The following is a 15,374-nucleotide window of genomic DNA, read 5'->3' on the forward strand; positions in this document are numbered from 1 at the left end:
GACAGTCGGGGCTGTCAACGGTGGGCGTAGCCCATTTACTTGCCGTTGACTGGCTCGGCTGGGTTTGCTATAAATTGCACTCACTATGGATTAACAGAACGCCTAAAAATAATCCATGTACTTATGAAGTAACAAATCAATAAAATTGCCAAAATCCCCATTGTTGCCCCTATTTGTAACATCAATGTACTAAACCCAATATAGGCTGAAATTTCTGCTGATATGGTTTGGATAAAGTAAGCTATTACAACAGCAGCTACAATGATTGCTGTGATAATTGGAAGCCCAAACCAAACACTTAATTGTTGCAAGATAAGTTTTCCGATATGCTTTTCTTCCACCCCCAATTTTCGGAGTACAGAGAAACGATACTTATATTGTCCTGCGTCTAAAAGCTGTTGCAGGGAAAGTACCGTAAGACATATAACCATCAGTACGACAGCACCATAAATCATTGCAGTCTGTAAAATAAAGTTATTTGCTATGGAACTATTGATTTGCAGTGTGCTAAAACGCACGCCATAAATAGCCCCGGTTTCTGCCTGCTCGGGATATTTCTCTGTAAAAAGTTTTTCCAGTTTCCTTGCATTTTCATAGGAGATATTTTCCGTTGTTGTAATATATCGGTTTTTTATTACTGGCAACAGCTTTTCACAAATATTGTCTGGAAGTACATACAATACATTTGTATAGGAATTGTACGCTGTTTCTCCAATCGGATCCTCATAATAGGACTGCCCGGAAAGAGTCAATTCTCCTGCGTCTGTCATAATGCTGGTGTGTTCTTTCAAAAAGCTATCCCGTTCTTCCTCGGTGGCGATTGCTTTCCATTGTGTTGTAAATTCATCTTCCTCCAGAGAAATCTGTTCGTAACCCAGCATTTCCCGTATAGTGTTATAATCACTCAAAGAAATTGCTACAATCGGAAAATCATATTTCTGTCTGTTGTGAAAATCATCTTTCTCTGGCAGATATAGATTGAACGCGCAATCATAAACTGTATCTATTTTGTGTTCTGTCAGAAACTCAGTAATAATTTCATAACTGTCTTGCGGCAGATTTTCTTCTTCATATACGTCATTATATCTTGAATATACCTGCACATCATACATAGAGCGCATATCCAAATAACCTGAAGCCCAGCCCGTCAAAATAGGGGCGGCAATAAACATGAAGATTGCAAGGACAAGGGTTATACAAATCAGCGTCATTGTTTTGCTGGTTGTATTTAGTTTTGATATAATTTGCCCGAAAAAGAACAGGTTTTCTCCTTTGTATCTATGTTCCGGCGATTTTACTTTCCATGCTACAATCAAACCACTGGTAAGATAAATGAAGGCACAAATGAAGAAAAGTAAGTCAATCACAACAAAAAGCAGATATTGATTGAGCGTTCCACCACCTAAAGACAGATAATATTTATTTGTTAATGCTGCAACGCTGGCTGCTGTAAAAGCATTCAATACAGAACACATCAGCAAACCAGCAATGAAACATTCTCTTTTTTTCTTTCTAATTATGCAAAATATCGACCACAGCAAAGTAAGCAGCGGAAAAAGAATATTTCCCCAAAACATAAGCTGCACCGGAAACGCAAAGCGGGTGTCATAATAAAACCAGACCTTTTGTATTCCTGTAATCAATCCCCATACGGTAAATACTTCAAAGAGGACTACTACAACAGAAATGAAGCGGCTCTTTTTTAGCTCTGGTTCGTTCTCTTTCTCTGCGGAAAGCATATCAATAATTTTTGTTTTCTGAATGGTACGGGTATTGAAAATTCCTACCACAAAAAAACTTGCCACAAAAAATACCACTGTCAACAAAACGGTATCCGGGAATAATGTCCATGAGATTTCATAAGGCTTTCCATAAGCAGTAAGGAGCATTGCGGTAATGAATTGAGAGCAAAATACACCGCAAAAAATACCAATCAAAATGGAAAACATACCCATAATCAGTGTTTCTGCAAAGAAAATCCTGCCAATGGTTTTTTGTTCCATTCCCATAATGGACTGGACAGCAAACTCTTTTTGCTTCCGTCTTAACATATAATGATTGACGAACCGTATCAAAAATAACAACAGCAATGTTATCATGCAGATTGCAATTTTCATTCCGTCACTTAACAGCGTAAAATCATACTCGCTGCCTATATCCGGGCTATAATAACTACTGGAAATAGACAAGAACGCATAAAACAAGGTAACACAGATTGTCATTGTGACAATGTAGACCAGATAGTCTTTTACAGACCGTTTTGCATTTCTGAAAACAAGTTTAGCATACATGGCTCTGTCCCCCTCCGATCATGGTAAGGACATTCAGAATTTTATCAAAAAAATCACTTCTGCTGTCGTTGCCCTTGCGCAGTTCCATAAAGATTTCCCCGTCTTTCAAAAAAAGAATACGGCTGGCATAGCTGGCGGTAAAAGCGTCATGGGTTACCATAAGAATTGTCGCCCTAAGCTGTTCATTGATACTTTGAATGGTAGACAGCAGCATTTGTGAGGAATGGCTGTCTAATGCTCCTGTTGGCTCATCTGCCAATAAGAGTTTCGGATTGTTGATAATTGCTCTTGCACAGGCACAACGCTGTTTTTGACCGCCCGATACCTGATAAGGATATTTGTTTAGAATATCGCTGATATTCAGCTTTCCGGCTATATCCAAAATGCAGGGTTCTACACTCCCGGCAGGGACTTTATTGATTGCTAATGCCAGTGCAATGTTTTCTGAAATTGTCAATGTATCCAGCAAATTGAAGTCTTGAAATACAAAACCTAAATTCTCTCTGCGAAAGCGGGCAATGGATTTTGGGTTGATTTCCGTTATATCTGTTCCCTCTAAAAAAATATGCCCTGCACTTACGGTATCAATCGTAGAAATACAGTTTAGCAGCGTTGTCTTTCCAGAACCGGACGCACCCATAATTCCGAAAAATTCTCCGGCTTCCACAGAAAAACTAATATCTTTAATGGCTTTGGTAATATTCCCCTCATTGCCATAATATTTCTGGATATGCTCCAGCTTCAAAATTGTATTCATCGGATAAACCTCCTTAACTGTTCCATACCCATATTGTAAATGGAGTATATCATTTTTTGTATCAAGTTTTCTTACACAGTTCTTACAAAAATGTAAGAAGTGCAGAACCTATCAGCCCTGCACTCCGATAATAAAATCATTCATTTGAAAGATAAGTGAAATCGTTGTTCCTCTGTTTTCGGAATAAGCAGTAAGTCCTATTCCCAGTTTATCACATAGACGCTTGCAAAGATATAAGCCAATTCCAGTAGAATTTTTCCCGGTTCGCCCATTCTGACCTGTAAATCCTTTTTCAAAAATACGGGGTAAATCACTTTTAGGAATACCTATCCCATTATCGCTGATAGATAGCACAATCTTGTCATTCGTTTTTGTCGCCCCAAAGTGCAAAATAGGCTGCTCTGCATGGTATTTGATTGCATTACCGATAATCTGATTTAAGATGAACCGCACCCATTTTTCATCGGTGTAAACTTTTGTTTCTATATCGTCTATCTGAATTGATATATTGCTTTGACGCAAAAGATACTTATTATCTGCGATTGCACTATGCACAACATCGCATAAATTGACTTCACGGACAGAATAGTCTTTTTCAGTGTGTTCACTTCTGGCATAGTAAAGCGCCTGTTCTGTATATTGATTGATATTCTCTAACTCTGCCAATACCTCTCTGGAAAAGGGAGAACGGTTATTCTCACACAGCAGCTTCATGGCTGTAATTGGTGTTTTTACTTCGTGTATCCATTGTTCAATGTATTCTTTATATTCCCTGCGTTCCCTCTGTACTTCGCCAATCCGTTCCAACATAGATTTTTCAGCCATTTTCATAATCTGGTAAAAAACCTGTTCATCAGCCCTTTCCGGCACTTGCATGATTTCCGGCAATAAATATCGTTCTTCTAATTGCTCCGTCATATTGAGCAATTTATTCAGATATTTTTTTCGTGAGAAATAAAATGCCAGCAAAGATAAAACAAGGACAATCGACCAGACTGCAAGAATAAACAGGACTGTTTGGATAGGATTATCGCTTGCAATCAGGAACAAAGCAAGGGCAAGCATACCCAGCAAATTGATTAAAATAACGGGGAGTTGATTTTTCAAATATTGTTTTCCACTCATAATGTATATCCTTGCCTGTGTTTTGTTTTAATGAAATCTACAAGTCCGATTGCTGCCAGTTTGTCGCGAATACGGGTAATATTGACACTTAGGGCGTTATCATCAACATAAAGCTGATTGTCCCAAAGAAAATCCACAATATCATTTCTGGAACAGATTTTTCCGGCGTTCTTAAAAAGGTAGTAGAGGATTTTCAATTCATTCTTTGTCAATTCTGCTTTCTGTCCTTTGTACTCTATCATGCTACTCTCCAAATGCAGGGTAGCTTCTCTCCACATATAAATTTCTGTTTGAGGGGAACGGTAGGCTTTCTTTAACAATGCAGCAATTTTAGCAAGAAGAATAGCGGGATTATAAGGCTTTGTGATAAACGCATCTCCACCCAGCATAATGCTGTTCAGTTCGTCCATATCTGTATTACTGCTTGTTACAAATACAATCGGAATATCTGAAAAGGTGCGAATCCCCGAGCATATTTCAAAACCGTTATTCCCCGGAAGTTTTATATCCAGAATAACCAGATGTGGCGCAGCTTCTTTTAACTGCTCTATTGTTTGGGAAAAATCCGTAACTGCAAATACTTCATATCCATTCCCAGACAAAAGAGTTTTAAGCTGTGTTTGTATCGTAAAATCATCTTCAATGATTAGTATTTTTTCCTTCATAGAGATACCTCCCTGACACTTTATTATACTGTATCAGAGAGGTTTTCTCAATCCATATTGAAGAATAGTAACGGAATAATGGGCGGTTGTCTATCAAATTTTTGTGTGTTACTTTACCGCACATGAGCATTTGCTCCGGAAATGTCTTAGTTAAACTTGAAAGAATTAGATTTTCATTCTCATTACACAAATATTATTAGATAACCAATTCAGAAATATCAATGCTCGTTTTATAGTTTTGTTTTACTCCGCCAGGAGAAGTAATAAAAATCGTAGCGTATTCCCCATTTTCATAAAGGGTAATTTCTTTTATATCTTTTTCTTCATCTTGGTTCGTAGTATCGCAATAAAATTTTATGGTATATTTAGGGTTCATACCTATGCTTTTTTCTGTCTCTTTCCATGATTTTATATTTAAAGCAGAAATAACCTTATCTATATTATGCTTATCATCATACTTTACCAGCAATTCCTTATTTGCGGCATCATATATCTCTATAACTTTTACACCTTTTACATAATTGTCCATATAATCTTTTGCAGTGTCATTCATGCTTTCATTATTGAATTGAATAAAAGCAAATAAACCAACAACCATAAAAACCAAAACCACTATTACACCTTTATACAGAGAATGCTTTTTTATCTTCTTATCAATATCTTTTACCATAGTAGTATCTCCTTTCAATAAAACATCGAGAGATAAATTAAACTCATCGCTGATTTTTATTAACGTATGCAAATCTGGATAGCTCTTCTCATTCTCCCAATTTGAAACTGTCTGTCTTGTTACATCAAACTTTTTAGCAAAAGTTTCCTGTGTCATCCCTTGTTCCTTTCTGATTTTTGCAATCATCTGACCTAATTGCATAGCTTACTCCTCCTTGCAATTTCATTTTATCTAAATTTACTACTATGACAAGCAATTGACTTTTTACATTGATATTTTCGCTTCGCAAATATTCTTTGCTTGCTGATTTTAGGCTGGTTTCGAGCTAAATTCTAAAAAAATAATTCATAGTTTCGTATCCACACCCTATTTCAATTCCATACTTACTATTTCGATTTCATCAATATTTTCAATTCTAAGTAATTTCGTAATCTGATTATTCTTCTTATCAGTAAACCGGACTTTCATCCACTCATCATCCGTATCCAACACCAGACATTTCATTTCTGTACTTCCCACCAACTGTAAAGCATCATCTGATTTTATTTTACACTCCGTATTGACCAATTCATTTATCAATTTTGACATATTATTTTCACCTCGTTGTTTTCTTTCCAATCTTTTCACCGCTACTTCAAGCCTTTTTACCTTCCCAGGATATGAGGAATAACAAAGCAAGACAGCTAATGCAATGAATCCTATCCATTCCATAATCTTACAACCTCCTTCTCTGGTCGATTCTGTCTAATGCACACATTATACTCCATACACATCAAAACAACAATTTATTCTCTGTCTTTTTTCCACTCGTCCAGATATCTGTGCCGGTATTTCAGCTCTGCATACTCTGTGATCCTTTTCATATAGACTGCATCATAAGCTCCGCCTACAGCACCAACCACTGGAATCCCCTGTAAGAACTTTATATAGAGAAGCTCTTTTGACAAAGATCCCGCTGTTTGTTCGATCTGCTCCTTATCCTGATATTCTTCCGGCAGCATTCCGTTTCTGATAAATTCATTTACTTTCCCGTCAATCTCACAAAGTGTATCCCCATAGGATACTGCTCCCCGGATCAATAATAAGATAAAATATTTTTCTTCCCTGCTTTCATAGCTGTATCCATACTGCAGGGCAGTCTCGTAAATATTCTTTAAAATCATTCCTGTAAATACCGGAATATCCGGCAGACCGATTCCCAATACGCCCATCCCGATTCCAGACACACCGGATAGCAGTAAATTCTTTGTTCCTGTATCTCTCGCTTTTTTAGAAAAGGCTCGCAGGGATTTGGAATTCTGCTTTACATCCGCCGTATACTGTCGTACCTGATAGTCCTGCTCCAGTTTTGCCCGCTGATACGTCTTTTCAATAACCCTGGTTCCTTTCTCGAAAATCAGAGCAAATGCCTTCGCAAAAGCAGTATCCAATGTTTCCTGAAGTTTCGGCGGTATCTTTTCCTCCAGTTTTTGATTCAGAATGTTCTCCCTTTTCTCTGAACGCTTCTGAAGGAATCTCTGCTCCTGTACTTCCAGCTTTTCCCACTCTTTCTGAAGCGGCGTCCTTTTATCAAATAATCGCATCTTAATACACCTCCGCACCAAACGGCATCAATGCCAGTTTCGCCAGCTTAAACTGCTGCAAACCAAACGGGATACCGATAATCGTTACACACATAGCTACACCGATTGCCAGATGTTCCAGTGCAAGAGGCAGACCAGATACGATCAGCCAGATGATATTCAAAAGGAACGAACCAGCTCCGCCACCATACTGCACCTCTTTTCCAAAGGGGAAAAAACTAAGCGCCGCAAATTTAAAGCACTGCATCCCTACCGGAATCCCCACAACGGTAATACACCAGAGGCAGCCTGCCAGACACCAGCTTAGCCCGCTAACTGCGCCGCCAAACACGAACCACAACACATTTCCCAGGCATCCCATATGCTACACCTCCACATTCATTCGATTTTTCACATCAGCAAGTATTGTTTCTATCCGGTTGATGGCATCATCCACCTGTTCTCTTGCATCTGCAATCTTACTCTGCACCATGTAATCTGCCACCAGCCCGTCCAAAAAGAAATCCGCAAAGGAAAGGAAACTGCCGATTTCCATGCGCAGATCCAAGGAAACCTGCACATCTCTTAATTCTCTCTGAAAACGCTGAATATCGCTTTTCGCCTGTTCCATCAACGCAGATGCGTCATTCATTTTAGAATGCTTCACAAGGTCACTGATAAAGCCTCCTCCAAGCATATCAAAAATGCCCCAGTTTCTCGCACTTCCCAACTTATCCCTTGCTGCGTAAAGGCTCTGAAGTGCCCGCTCCCCTGCCTGTACTGCTTCCTGCATTTCCCGTTTCATCATTTCGTTACTCATCGTTTATCCTCTCTTTCTTTTTAGCAGCCTATTGCGGCAGATTTTCTATATTTCATAATAAAAAAAGACTCCTATCATGACCTCTGCCACAATAAAAGTCTTGCTATCTTATTTGCTACGGGTATCTCTCGATACCGGTTGTCGGTTACAAAACCACCTCTTTCGAGGCGTTCAGCTACTCCCTTTTTTGCTTGAGATGAATATAACATATTGGAAATAATTTGTCAAATAATAGATTCTTCTTGTCCAAGAAGATTCCTTCTATTCTGGAAACACAATCTCCACACAGAAATCATTCCCTTCTATCCGGGCACTGATTTTTCCTTCCATACGGAGTACCAACTCTTTTGCGATTGATAAGCCGAGGCCACTGGAAGTCTTACTGCGTGCTTCATCCGCTTTATAAAACCGTTCAAACACCTGATCTACATTTATTTTTTCCACATGACATACCTGATTTTTTATCTGTATCCGAATGCTGTTTTCAACTTCTTCCAGTGAAATACTGATTTTCTTCTCCCCATGATCCAGTCCGTTTTTTATGATATTCTGAAGGATTCTCCGGATTCCCTGTTCGTTTCCGTTCATAAACAGCAATTTCTCTGTAATCTGTATCTCCGGTTCAATTCCTCTACCCGTCCACTCATCATAATAGGAAAATATGGTATCTTTCAAAATCTTGTTAATACAGCAAGATGACATTTCCAGATGGAAGGAATCGTTTTTTAGCTTTGTAAAAGTAAATAATTCTTCCAGCATTTCTTTCAGGCTGCCGATTCTCTCCTGTATGATCTTCATATACCGTCTCTGCTCTTCCTGGTCTTCACAGGTTTCCATTAACTGAAAATATCCGTCAAGGGACGTCAAAGGAGTACGGATATCATGTGAGAGATTTGTATATGTATCCGAAATCATCTCCTCTTTCTTCAAGTATTCCTTCTTTTCCCTTCGCTTCAGTTCCAGCCATTCGTTTAAAACATCTGCCAGCTCACCAATGCCTCCCAAATCCATTTCTCTGGTAATCAGCATGTTGCTGTCGTGCTTCATCAGAAACGACAACTGGCGGCAGATGTCTTTCACCTGCCGCTGGTATTTCCAAAATAACATTCCCTGTACCAGTATCACTGCTATCAATAGCACGAACCCTAGTTTTATCATTTAGATATCTCTCTTTCTGAATACCCATCCTGTCAGTAATGTAACCACGATTCCGAACGCCGCCGCAATCACAACTGCCGTCAGGCATTCCTTATTGGTCGGTGACATGGATAAAAGTGCAATCTTTCCTGTCACTGTATATTTCAAAATCTGGAAATTCTCCACGCCTGCCTTCTGGATCAAATGATTGATCACTCCGTATAAAACAATCATGGTATTCATACACAGGCAGATAACAATCGTCATGCTGAACACGTTGCTGTTCAAAACCACCGCAATCGCCATACTGATTAGTACCAGTGCATAATGAAGCAAAATCTGAATACCAAAGTATCTCAGCAGCTCGCTTCCATTCCCCCACTCCAGATATCCGAAATACATCTGCTGTGCAATAATCTGAAGGATAAAATAAATCAGCATGGTAACAGTCGTATACACAAACAACACTGTAGCTTTGGAAAAGATCAGGTTTCTCCGGCTCCTTACCTGTCCGCCGATATTTTTAATATAACCGCTTCCTATATCTGCACTGGAAAACAGCACTGTAAAAATCACCAGAAACAACGCCACAAACTTCGCCTGCAGGTTTGCATATACCTGATCAAAGACCGTTACTTTTTCTCCCGGCTGTGTCGGCAGGAATACGGACATTCCCATATTGATGGTTTCTGGTTTCACTGTTTCTGCAATGCTTTCTGTCTGCTGTTGTTCCGCTTCCTTGTTCATCGTATCAATATCCAGTTTCGACATGGATGTGGAGAAGAATATAGCTGCCGCCATCACAATCCATACCACATACATACTTTTTGTCCGGACCATCCGGTACAGATCCATTTTTATCATATTAAGCATTTTGATTCCCTCCTGTCAGATTCAAGAAATAGGTTTCCAGTTCTTCACTGGTAATGGAAATTCCATTGACCAAAATTCCTGCTTTTGCCAGTTCCATATTGACATTGGCGCTTTCATTCAATCGTTCAAATATATGGATATGGCTCTTATCTGTAACCTGATAGTTGGTAAATCCCATTCTGTCCAGAATCGGGACTGCCTGCTCCGGATGGATTAACTCTATTTCAATCCGTTCACTGCAGCGTTTCATCAGTTCTTCGCTTGTCAGCTCCTGCAGAAGACTTCCATTATGGATAATTCCATAATCCGTTGCAATCTTAGATAATTCCTCTAAAATATGACTGGATATCAAAATCGTCATATTCCGTTCATCTCGCAGTCTCTGTATGGTATCACGCACCTCTGCAATTCCCTGGGGATCAAGCCCATTGATCGGTTCATCAAGGACCAGGAGATCCGGCTCCCCGACCAGTGCCAGCCCGATTCCGAGACGCTGCTTCATTCCAAGGGAAAAATGTTTCGTTTTTTTCTTTCCGACACCTTCCAGTCCGACCGTCTCTAAGATATCTTCGATGTATCCCTTTTTCCGAATACCAAACAATTCACATTTTATTTTCAGGTTTGTATATGCATTCATGTTGCCATACAGCCCCGGTGCTTCAATCAGACACCCCACACGAGAACGAATCCTCTCCAGTTCTTTTCCTTTACACCCGAACATCTCAATCTCTCCGGCTGTCGGTCTTGCAAGTCCACTGATCATCTTCAGGCAAGTCGTCTTTCCCGCACCGTTCCGTCCGATAAATCCATAGATAGCACCCTTTTTTATGTGAAGGTTTACTTTATCCACTGCCTTATGATGACCATACTGCTTCGTCAATCCATTTGTACTTAATAACAATTCACTCAATGCTTTCATCTCCTTTTCTTATCTGCTGTTATCATATCGGATAAATCCTAATCAAACGCAAATAAATAGTAAAAAAAGAGTAAAGATTAAGAATGCAGACGGTAGCCGATTCCCCATACGGTATCAATATATTCCTCCTGCGTTACTGCTTTTATCTTTTTCCGGATATTGCTGATATGTACATCCAGTGTCTTTGTCTCTCCCATATAGTGTTCATCCCACGCATATTCAAAAATCTCTTCTTTGCTGAAGACCTGTTTCGGATGCTCCAGTAAAAGCTCCAGAATTGCAAATTCCTGCTTTGTAATTTTGGGAAGCAGCACTCCGGCAATCCGGACTTCAAAGCGCTCACGGTCCAGTTCCAGGTTTTTATATGACACGCTTTTATGTTCCGGCTCCTGCTGCATATGGCGGAGCTGAATCTGAATCCGGGCAAGCACCTCCTGTATCTCAAACGGTTTTGTAATGTAATCATCTGCCCCACTGGTAAGAAGCCCGATTTTTTCATCCAATCCGTCTTTGGCTGTCAGGACAATAACCGGCGTATTGCCCTGTTTCCGAATCTGGGCAAGCACCTCTTCTCCTGAAATTCCCGGAAGCATCAGATCCAATAGAATCAAAGAAAAGCCCGCCTTATCCATCTGGAACAGCATCCTCGCTTCCGTCCCGGAAAAAGCCTGTACCGTCTCATACCCTGCTTTCTGTAATGCCGTATATAAAAGATTATTGATATCCGTATCGTCTTCTACAATCAGAATTCTGTTTTTCTGCTCCATTTTTCTCATCCTTCCATTTTCCGATTTAAACAATATTATATTGCACTTTTATAACTATGTCCAAAATTCTTTTGATATTATCCTTCCACCTCGTCTACATATGCTATATATAGTTCTAATTCTTTTGACATATGCTATATCTTGTGTTAATATAATCTTGTATTTAAGTTTTTGTGCTGTCCCGTCATGGGAGTCTGGACCATTCATCCAGAAGCATATGCAGTTTAAGTTTGGAAAATCGTGTCATTATACTGCCGTTTTATACGGTGCTATAATGGCACTTTTTTTATTTTAATCTATTTTAACGCCCAAAGAGGCAGAAAGGAGAATTTTTATGTCAGCAATTTTAACAATTTTAGGGAGGGCCACAAGAGATCCTGAGATGCAGCAAGGAAAAAATTCCGGTACGGAATATGTTTCTCTGGACATTGCAGTTTCACAGCGAGGCCAGGATGGAAAGGAAGAAACCATTTACTATCAGTGCTATTTTAACAAGTTCCTTGCAGAACGCTTAGCAAAAGCAGGCGTAAAGAAAGGAACCGGGCTGATGATCTATGGTGATCTGGAGCTTCATCCGTTCATTTATCAGAAAGGAAAGAATGCGGGGCAGGCAAATGCCGGTCCGAGGATCAATGTCAAGGACTGGCACTTTGTACCATCCAACCGTTCTGACAGCAATACCGGACATCCGGGTGCAAACCAGAACAGCCAGCCGAATGGTGGTGCGGCAACGCCCGGTGCAGCCGGCAATGGCAGCTACCCAATGCAGGGAAATCCCAATGGCAGCTACCAGAATCAGGCAATGCCTGGCGGCTATCCACAGCAGGGAATGGCTCCTGCTAACGGTGCCTACACGCCTCCTGCAAATGGCGGACAGTATCAGGCTCCGCCAAACGGAACCGGTCAGCCACAGAGCAGCTACCCGCCGCAGGGCAGTTATACCGGAATGCCAAATTACGGAGGTATGCCGGGCAGTCAGCCAACTGACGGCTTTCAAAATGTGCCGGAACAGATGGCATCCCAGTTGCCCTATTAACTCTCAAGGAACCCTATGTTGAGGAATTGCATTTATCATCTTTGTGATGATGCAGTTCCTCTTTTTCATGTCCGGAAGCGGCGATTTCCCATCCAGCTTCCGGGCTTGTCTAAGAATCATGAATCAGAAAGGAATCAGCTCATGAAAAAATCAAATCGAAAAAAATTCTTACAGTTTGTCGTGCTTGTACTGTTTCTTGCAGCACTTTTCGTACCACAGGATGCCAACCGGCTTCTGATTGCAGGCATTGCCCTGATCGGTATCGGAGTCACGCTGTTCAGTTATCTTCTCCCGCTTTTCACGGAACGCCTGAAAAACAGGGAGCATAAGCTACGAAAACGCCCAGAAAGAACTCGTCATCTGGAAGGAACACCTGATCTGGAAACCATTCTCTGGAGACAGATCAAATTCCAGATTACCGGAAAGCTCAAGGAAGCCTTCCCGGATGCCACATGGGATTTTGTGAAAGAACCACCGCTCTCCCAGATACTGGATGGGGAACCATTACGGATTCGCACACGGAATACCGGAAGTTATAATTTTGCGGAAATTCTCATGGATGCCCGTGGCAGTCTGACGCTTCAGATGATGACCATTGAATCCTTACATAAAAAGGAACCGTCAGAAGGAAATCCGGATTCCAGACCAGCCGTTAATCCCAAATCATGGTATTCCCTGATTGGGAAACCGCTACTGATGGAATTGGTCGGTGACTTACAGGCAAGGGGCTATGAAAAGCTGTTTATCAACGAGCAGGGAGATGTCTATATTCTGAACGGCACTGAACCGGAAGTCCGGGGAAAGCTGGAACATTTCCCGCCCAAAGATTACTGGGGCGAATTGACGGAGATTTTTACTGAAGATGAATTGACCACAGAAGAGACCGAGCAGGCACTGGAACTGTCCTGGATCTCATAAGAAGGAGGAACGAATCATGGCAAATAACATCGTAGCAACCTGGGGGTTCAAACGCAAACTCCCGGAACCATTTGAGGATTATACGGACCATGCAATCTTTGATGACATTGCATCCAAATACTGTACTCAGCCACGGAAAAAATCCACGCTTCATGCAGCTACCCTGCGGGCAGTCCTTGCTTATCTGGAGCTGGAAAACCCGGTTGGCAGTACCCCGCCGGAAAAGCTTGGGGCGGTCGGTACCCAATCCAACAATTTTGTTGTGGCGGAATATCCGAGCAAAACCGGTGATCTTCAGGTGGTTGTCTACAACCAGCTAAACGGAAAGTTTTACGGAGGCTGCTATACTCCTCCGCCGGATGTGGAAAGCACACCGGAAAAATACGAATTTAAAGACTCCAAACAGTCCGGTGCGGCTCTGCTGTTCGCACTGATGCCGGTTTTTCTGGCAGATGAAGAGTGTAATGAAAAGTATCAGGAATTAAAAGCGCACCGGGACAACGGTTATCCCGATCTGGACGCCGCTGCGGAAACAGCAGCCGTTCTCTGCGACAACATTTACCGGAGAACCCGCTATGCATCAGGTCTCCCGACCGGTGGTGTTAAGATTGACCTTCCGGCAAACGGCGTATTGTCGCTGATCAAACCGTTAAATATCCAGAAGGGGGTCTATGCACCAACCGAAGTGCTCCATGGAGACTTTCAGGTGTTACGTCCAGGAAGTGGATTTAAGAAAGCACAGGCAGCCATTTCCAGAGATGATTTTGTTGGGAAATTTATCCTGACCGCATCCCGAAGGCTGTCTCCGGAAGAGGAGGTATCTGTTCCGACATTGGCAGAGTGGTACATCATCCCTCCGGAAATCAAACGGATCTGCGAACACGCAAAACTGACAACGGATACCACACAGCCGATGCGGAATTTTCTTTTACGTGGACCGGCAGGTACCGGAAAGACCGAAGGAGCCAAAGCCATTGCTTCCGCACTTCACCTTCCTTACCGCTGCATTACCTGTTCCGCAAATACAGAGGTATTCGACCTTTTAGGTCAGATTCTTCCGGATGTGGACGGAAAACGCACCCGGCTTCAGCGGCAGTACCCGTCTTTTCAGGAAATCCAGTTAGATCCCTCCGGTGCCTATCAGAAGCTGACCGGAAACTATGATGAAGAAATTTCTGCCGAGGACACCTACCAGAAGCTGATCGATACGATTTTTGATGAAATGCACAGCTATTATAAGGAACACACCTCCGGACAGAACTTCCAGTATGTGGATACGCCTCTAGTCGAAGCCATCCGCTATGGGTATATTCTTGAGATACAGGAGCCTACGGTCATTGCTAATCCCGGTGTACTGGTTGGACTTAACTCCCTTTTAGACCGCTGTAACAGCGTATATCTTCCAAACGGAGAAACCATCCACCGTCATCCGGATACGACCATCGTAATCACCACAAACAATGACTATGCAGGCTGTAAACAGATGAACCAGTCTGTCATTTCCCGAATGAACCTTGTGATTGATCTGGATGAACCGGATGAGGATACACAGGTAGAACGTGCCATGGCTGTTACCGGATGCAAGGATGCAAAAACGGTACGTCTGATGACACGCATTGTCAAATCCATGGCTGTCTACTGCCGGGAAAATCTCATTACAGATGGCTGCTGTGGCATGAGGGAGCTGATTTCCTGGGTGCAGTCCTACATGGTCTGCGGGGATATCCGGGAAGCGGCCCGTTACACGGTGCTTGCCTCTGCCTCTGCCGATGCTGAGAACCGTACGGAAGTGGAAGAAAGCTGTCTGGATACTGTGCTTGCTGCGTAGGACACG

Annotated in this window: 16 protein-coding genes; 3 read left to right on the forward strand and 13 right to left on the reverse strand. The window is 41.7% G+C overall.

Annotation, left to right across the window (positions count from 1 at the left end):
- Positions 1-83 precede the first annotated feature (83 nt).
- From H8S40_RS13415 to H8S40_RS13480, 13 genes are all read right to left on the reverse strand, one after another.
- Entirely contained in the window at positions 84-2,291 is a 2,208-nt protein-coding gene (locus H8S40_RS13415) for an FtsX-like permease family protein (RefSeq protein ID WP_186865421.1), read from the reverse strand.
- Positions 2,281-3,048, reverse strand: coding sequence for an ABC transporter ATP-binding protein (locus tag H8S40_RS13420; RefSeq protein WP_186865422.1), 768 nt, complete (start codon positions 3,046-3,048; stop codon positions 2,281-2,283). The genes H8S40_RS13415 and H8S40_RS13420 overlap by 11 nt, the downstream gene beginning before the upstream one ends.
- A 111-nt stretch (positions 3,049-3,159) precedes the next feature.
- Positions 3,160-4,173 (reverse strand): sensor histidine kinase, encoded by a 1,014-nt coding sequence (locus H8S40_RS13425; RefSeq protein ID WP_055194510.1) that lies wholly within the window; start codon positions 4,171-4,173, stop codon positions 3,160-3,162.
- Positions 4,170-4,838 (reverse strand): response regulator transcription factor, encoded by a 669-nt coding sequence (locus H8S40_RS13430; RefSeq protein ID WP_055194508.1) that lies wholly within the window; start codon positions 4,836-4,838, stop codon positions 4,170-4,172. Before H8S40_RS13430 ends, H8S40_RS13425 begins: the two co-directional genes overlap by 4 nt.
- Before the next feature lie 196 nt (positions 4,839-5,034).
- Positions 5,035-5,709 carry a helix-turn-helix domain-containing protein gene (locus H8S40_RS16245; RefSeq protein WP_242992886.1) on the reverse strand — a complete coding sequence of 225 codons (675 nt, stop codon included), beginning with the start codon at positions 5,707-5,709 and terminating at the stop codon, positions 5,035-5,037.
- 165 nt (positions 5,710-5,874) lie between these two features.
- Complete coding sequence (locus H8S40_RS13445) at positions 5,875-6,219, reverse strand: hypothetical protein (protein ID WP_109215035.1); 345 nt, start codon at positions 6,217-6,219, stop codon at positions 5,875-5,877.
- 74 nt (positions 6,220-6,293) lie between these two features.
- Positions 6,294-7,091: an EcsC family protein gene (locus H8S40_RS13450; RefSeq protein WP_173785603.1), complete on the reverse strand. Its 798-nt coding sequence runs from the start codon at positions 7,089-7,091 to the stop codon at positions 6,294-6,296.
- A gap of 1 nt (position 7,092) precedes the next feature.
- Positions 7,093-7,452, reverse strand: coding sequence for a YccF domain-containing protein (locus H8S40_RS13455; RefSeq protein WP_173785604.1), 360 nt, complete (start codon positions 7,450-7,452; stop codon positions 7,093-7,095).
- A gap of 3 nt (positions 7,453-7,455) precedes the next feature.
- Positions 7,456-7,890, reverse strand: a complete 435-nt coding sequence (locus tag H8S40_RS13460) for a hypothetical protein (RefSeq protein ID WP_173785605.1) — start codon at positions 7,888-7,890, stop codon at positions 7,456-7,458.
- 261 nt (positions 7,891-8,151) lie between these two features.
- Positions 8,152-9,048 (reverse strand): sensor histidine kinase, encoded by an 897-nt coding sequence (locus tag H8S40_RS13465; RefSeq protein WP_173785606.1) that lies wholly within the window; start codon positions 9,046-9,048, stop codon positions 8,152-8,154.
- A complete protein-coding gene (locus tag H8S40_RS13470) occupies positions 9,049-9,900 on the reverse strand; it encodes a DUF2705 family protein (protein ID WP_186865423.1) in 852 nt (283 codons plus the stop codon).
- Positions 9,893-10,810: an ABC transporter ATP-binding protein gene (locus H8S40_RS13475; protein ID WP_022415109.1), complete on the reverse strand. Its 918-nt coding sequence runs from the start codon at positions 10,808-10,810 to the stop codon at positions 9,893-9,895. The genes H8S40_RS13470 and H8S40_RS13475 overlap by 8 nt, the downstream gene beginning before the upstream one ends.
- A gap of 86 nt (positions 10,811-10,896) precedes the next feature.
- Positions 10,897-11,586, reverse strand: coding sequence for a response regulator transcription factor (locus H8S40_RS13480; protein ID WP_366482568.1), 690 nt, complete (start codon positions 11,584-11,586; stop codon positions 10,897-10,899).
- Positions 11,587-11,920: 334 nt separating this feature from the next.
- On the opposite strand from H8S40_RS13480, the gene H8S40_RS13485 reads away from it, so the two are divergent.
- The 3 genes from H8S40_RS13485 (at position 11,921) to H8S40_RS13495 (ending at position 15,368) form a co-directional block, all read left to right on the forward strand.
- Positions 11,921-12,622: a single-stranded DNA-binding protein gene (locus H8S40_RS13485; RefSeq protein ID WP_005333477.1), complete on the forward strand. Its 702-nt coding sequence runs from the start codon at positions 11,921-11,923 to the stop codon at positions 12,620-12,622.
- 141 nt (positions 12,623-12,763) lie between these two features.
- Positions 12,764-13,540, forward strand: coding sequence for a hypothetical protein (locus H8S40_RS13490; protein WP_022415111.1), 777 nt, complete (start codon positions 12,764-12,766; stop codon positions 13,538-13,540).
- A gap of 16 nt (positions 13,541-13,556) precedes the next feature.
- Positions 13,557-15,368: an AAA family ATPase gene (locus tag H8S40_RS13495; RefSeq protein WP_005333473.1), complete on the forward strand. Its 1,812-nt coding sequence runs from the start codon at positions 13,557-13,559 to the stop codon at positions 15,366-15,368.
- Positions 15,369-15,374: the final 6 nt, after the last annotated feature.

Origin of the sequence: Ruminococcus hominis (genome assembly GCF_014287355.1) — a bacterium.
Taxonomy (GTDB): Bacteria; Bacillota; Clostridia; order Lachnospirales; family Lachnospiraceae; genus Schaedlerella; species Schaedlerella hominis.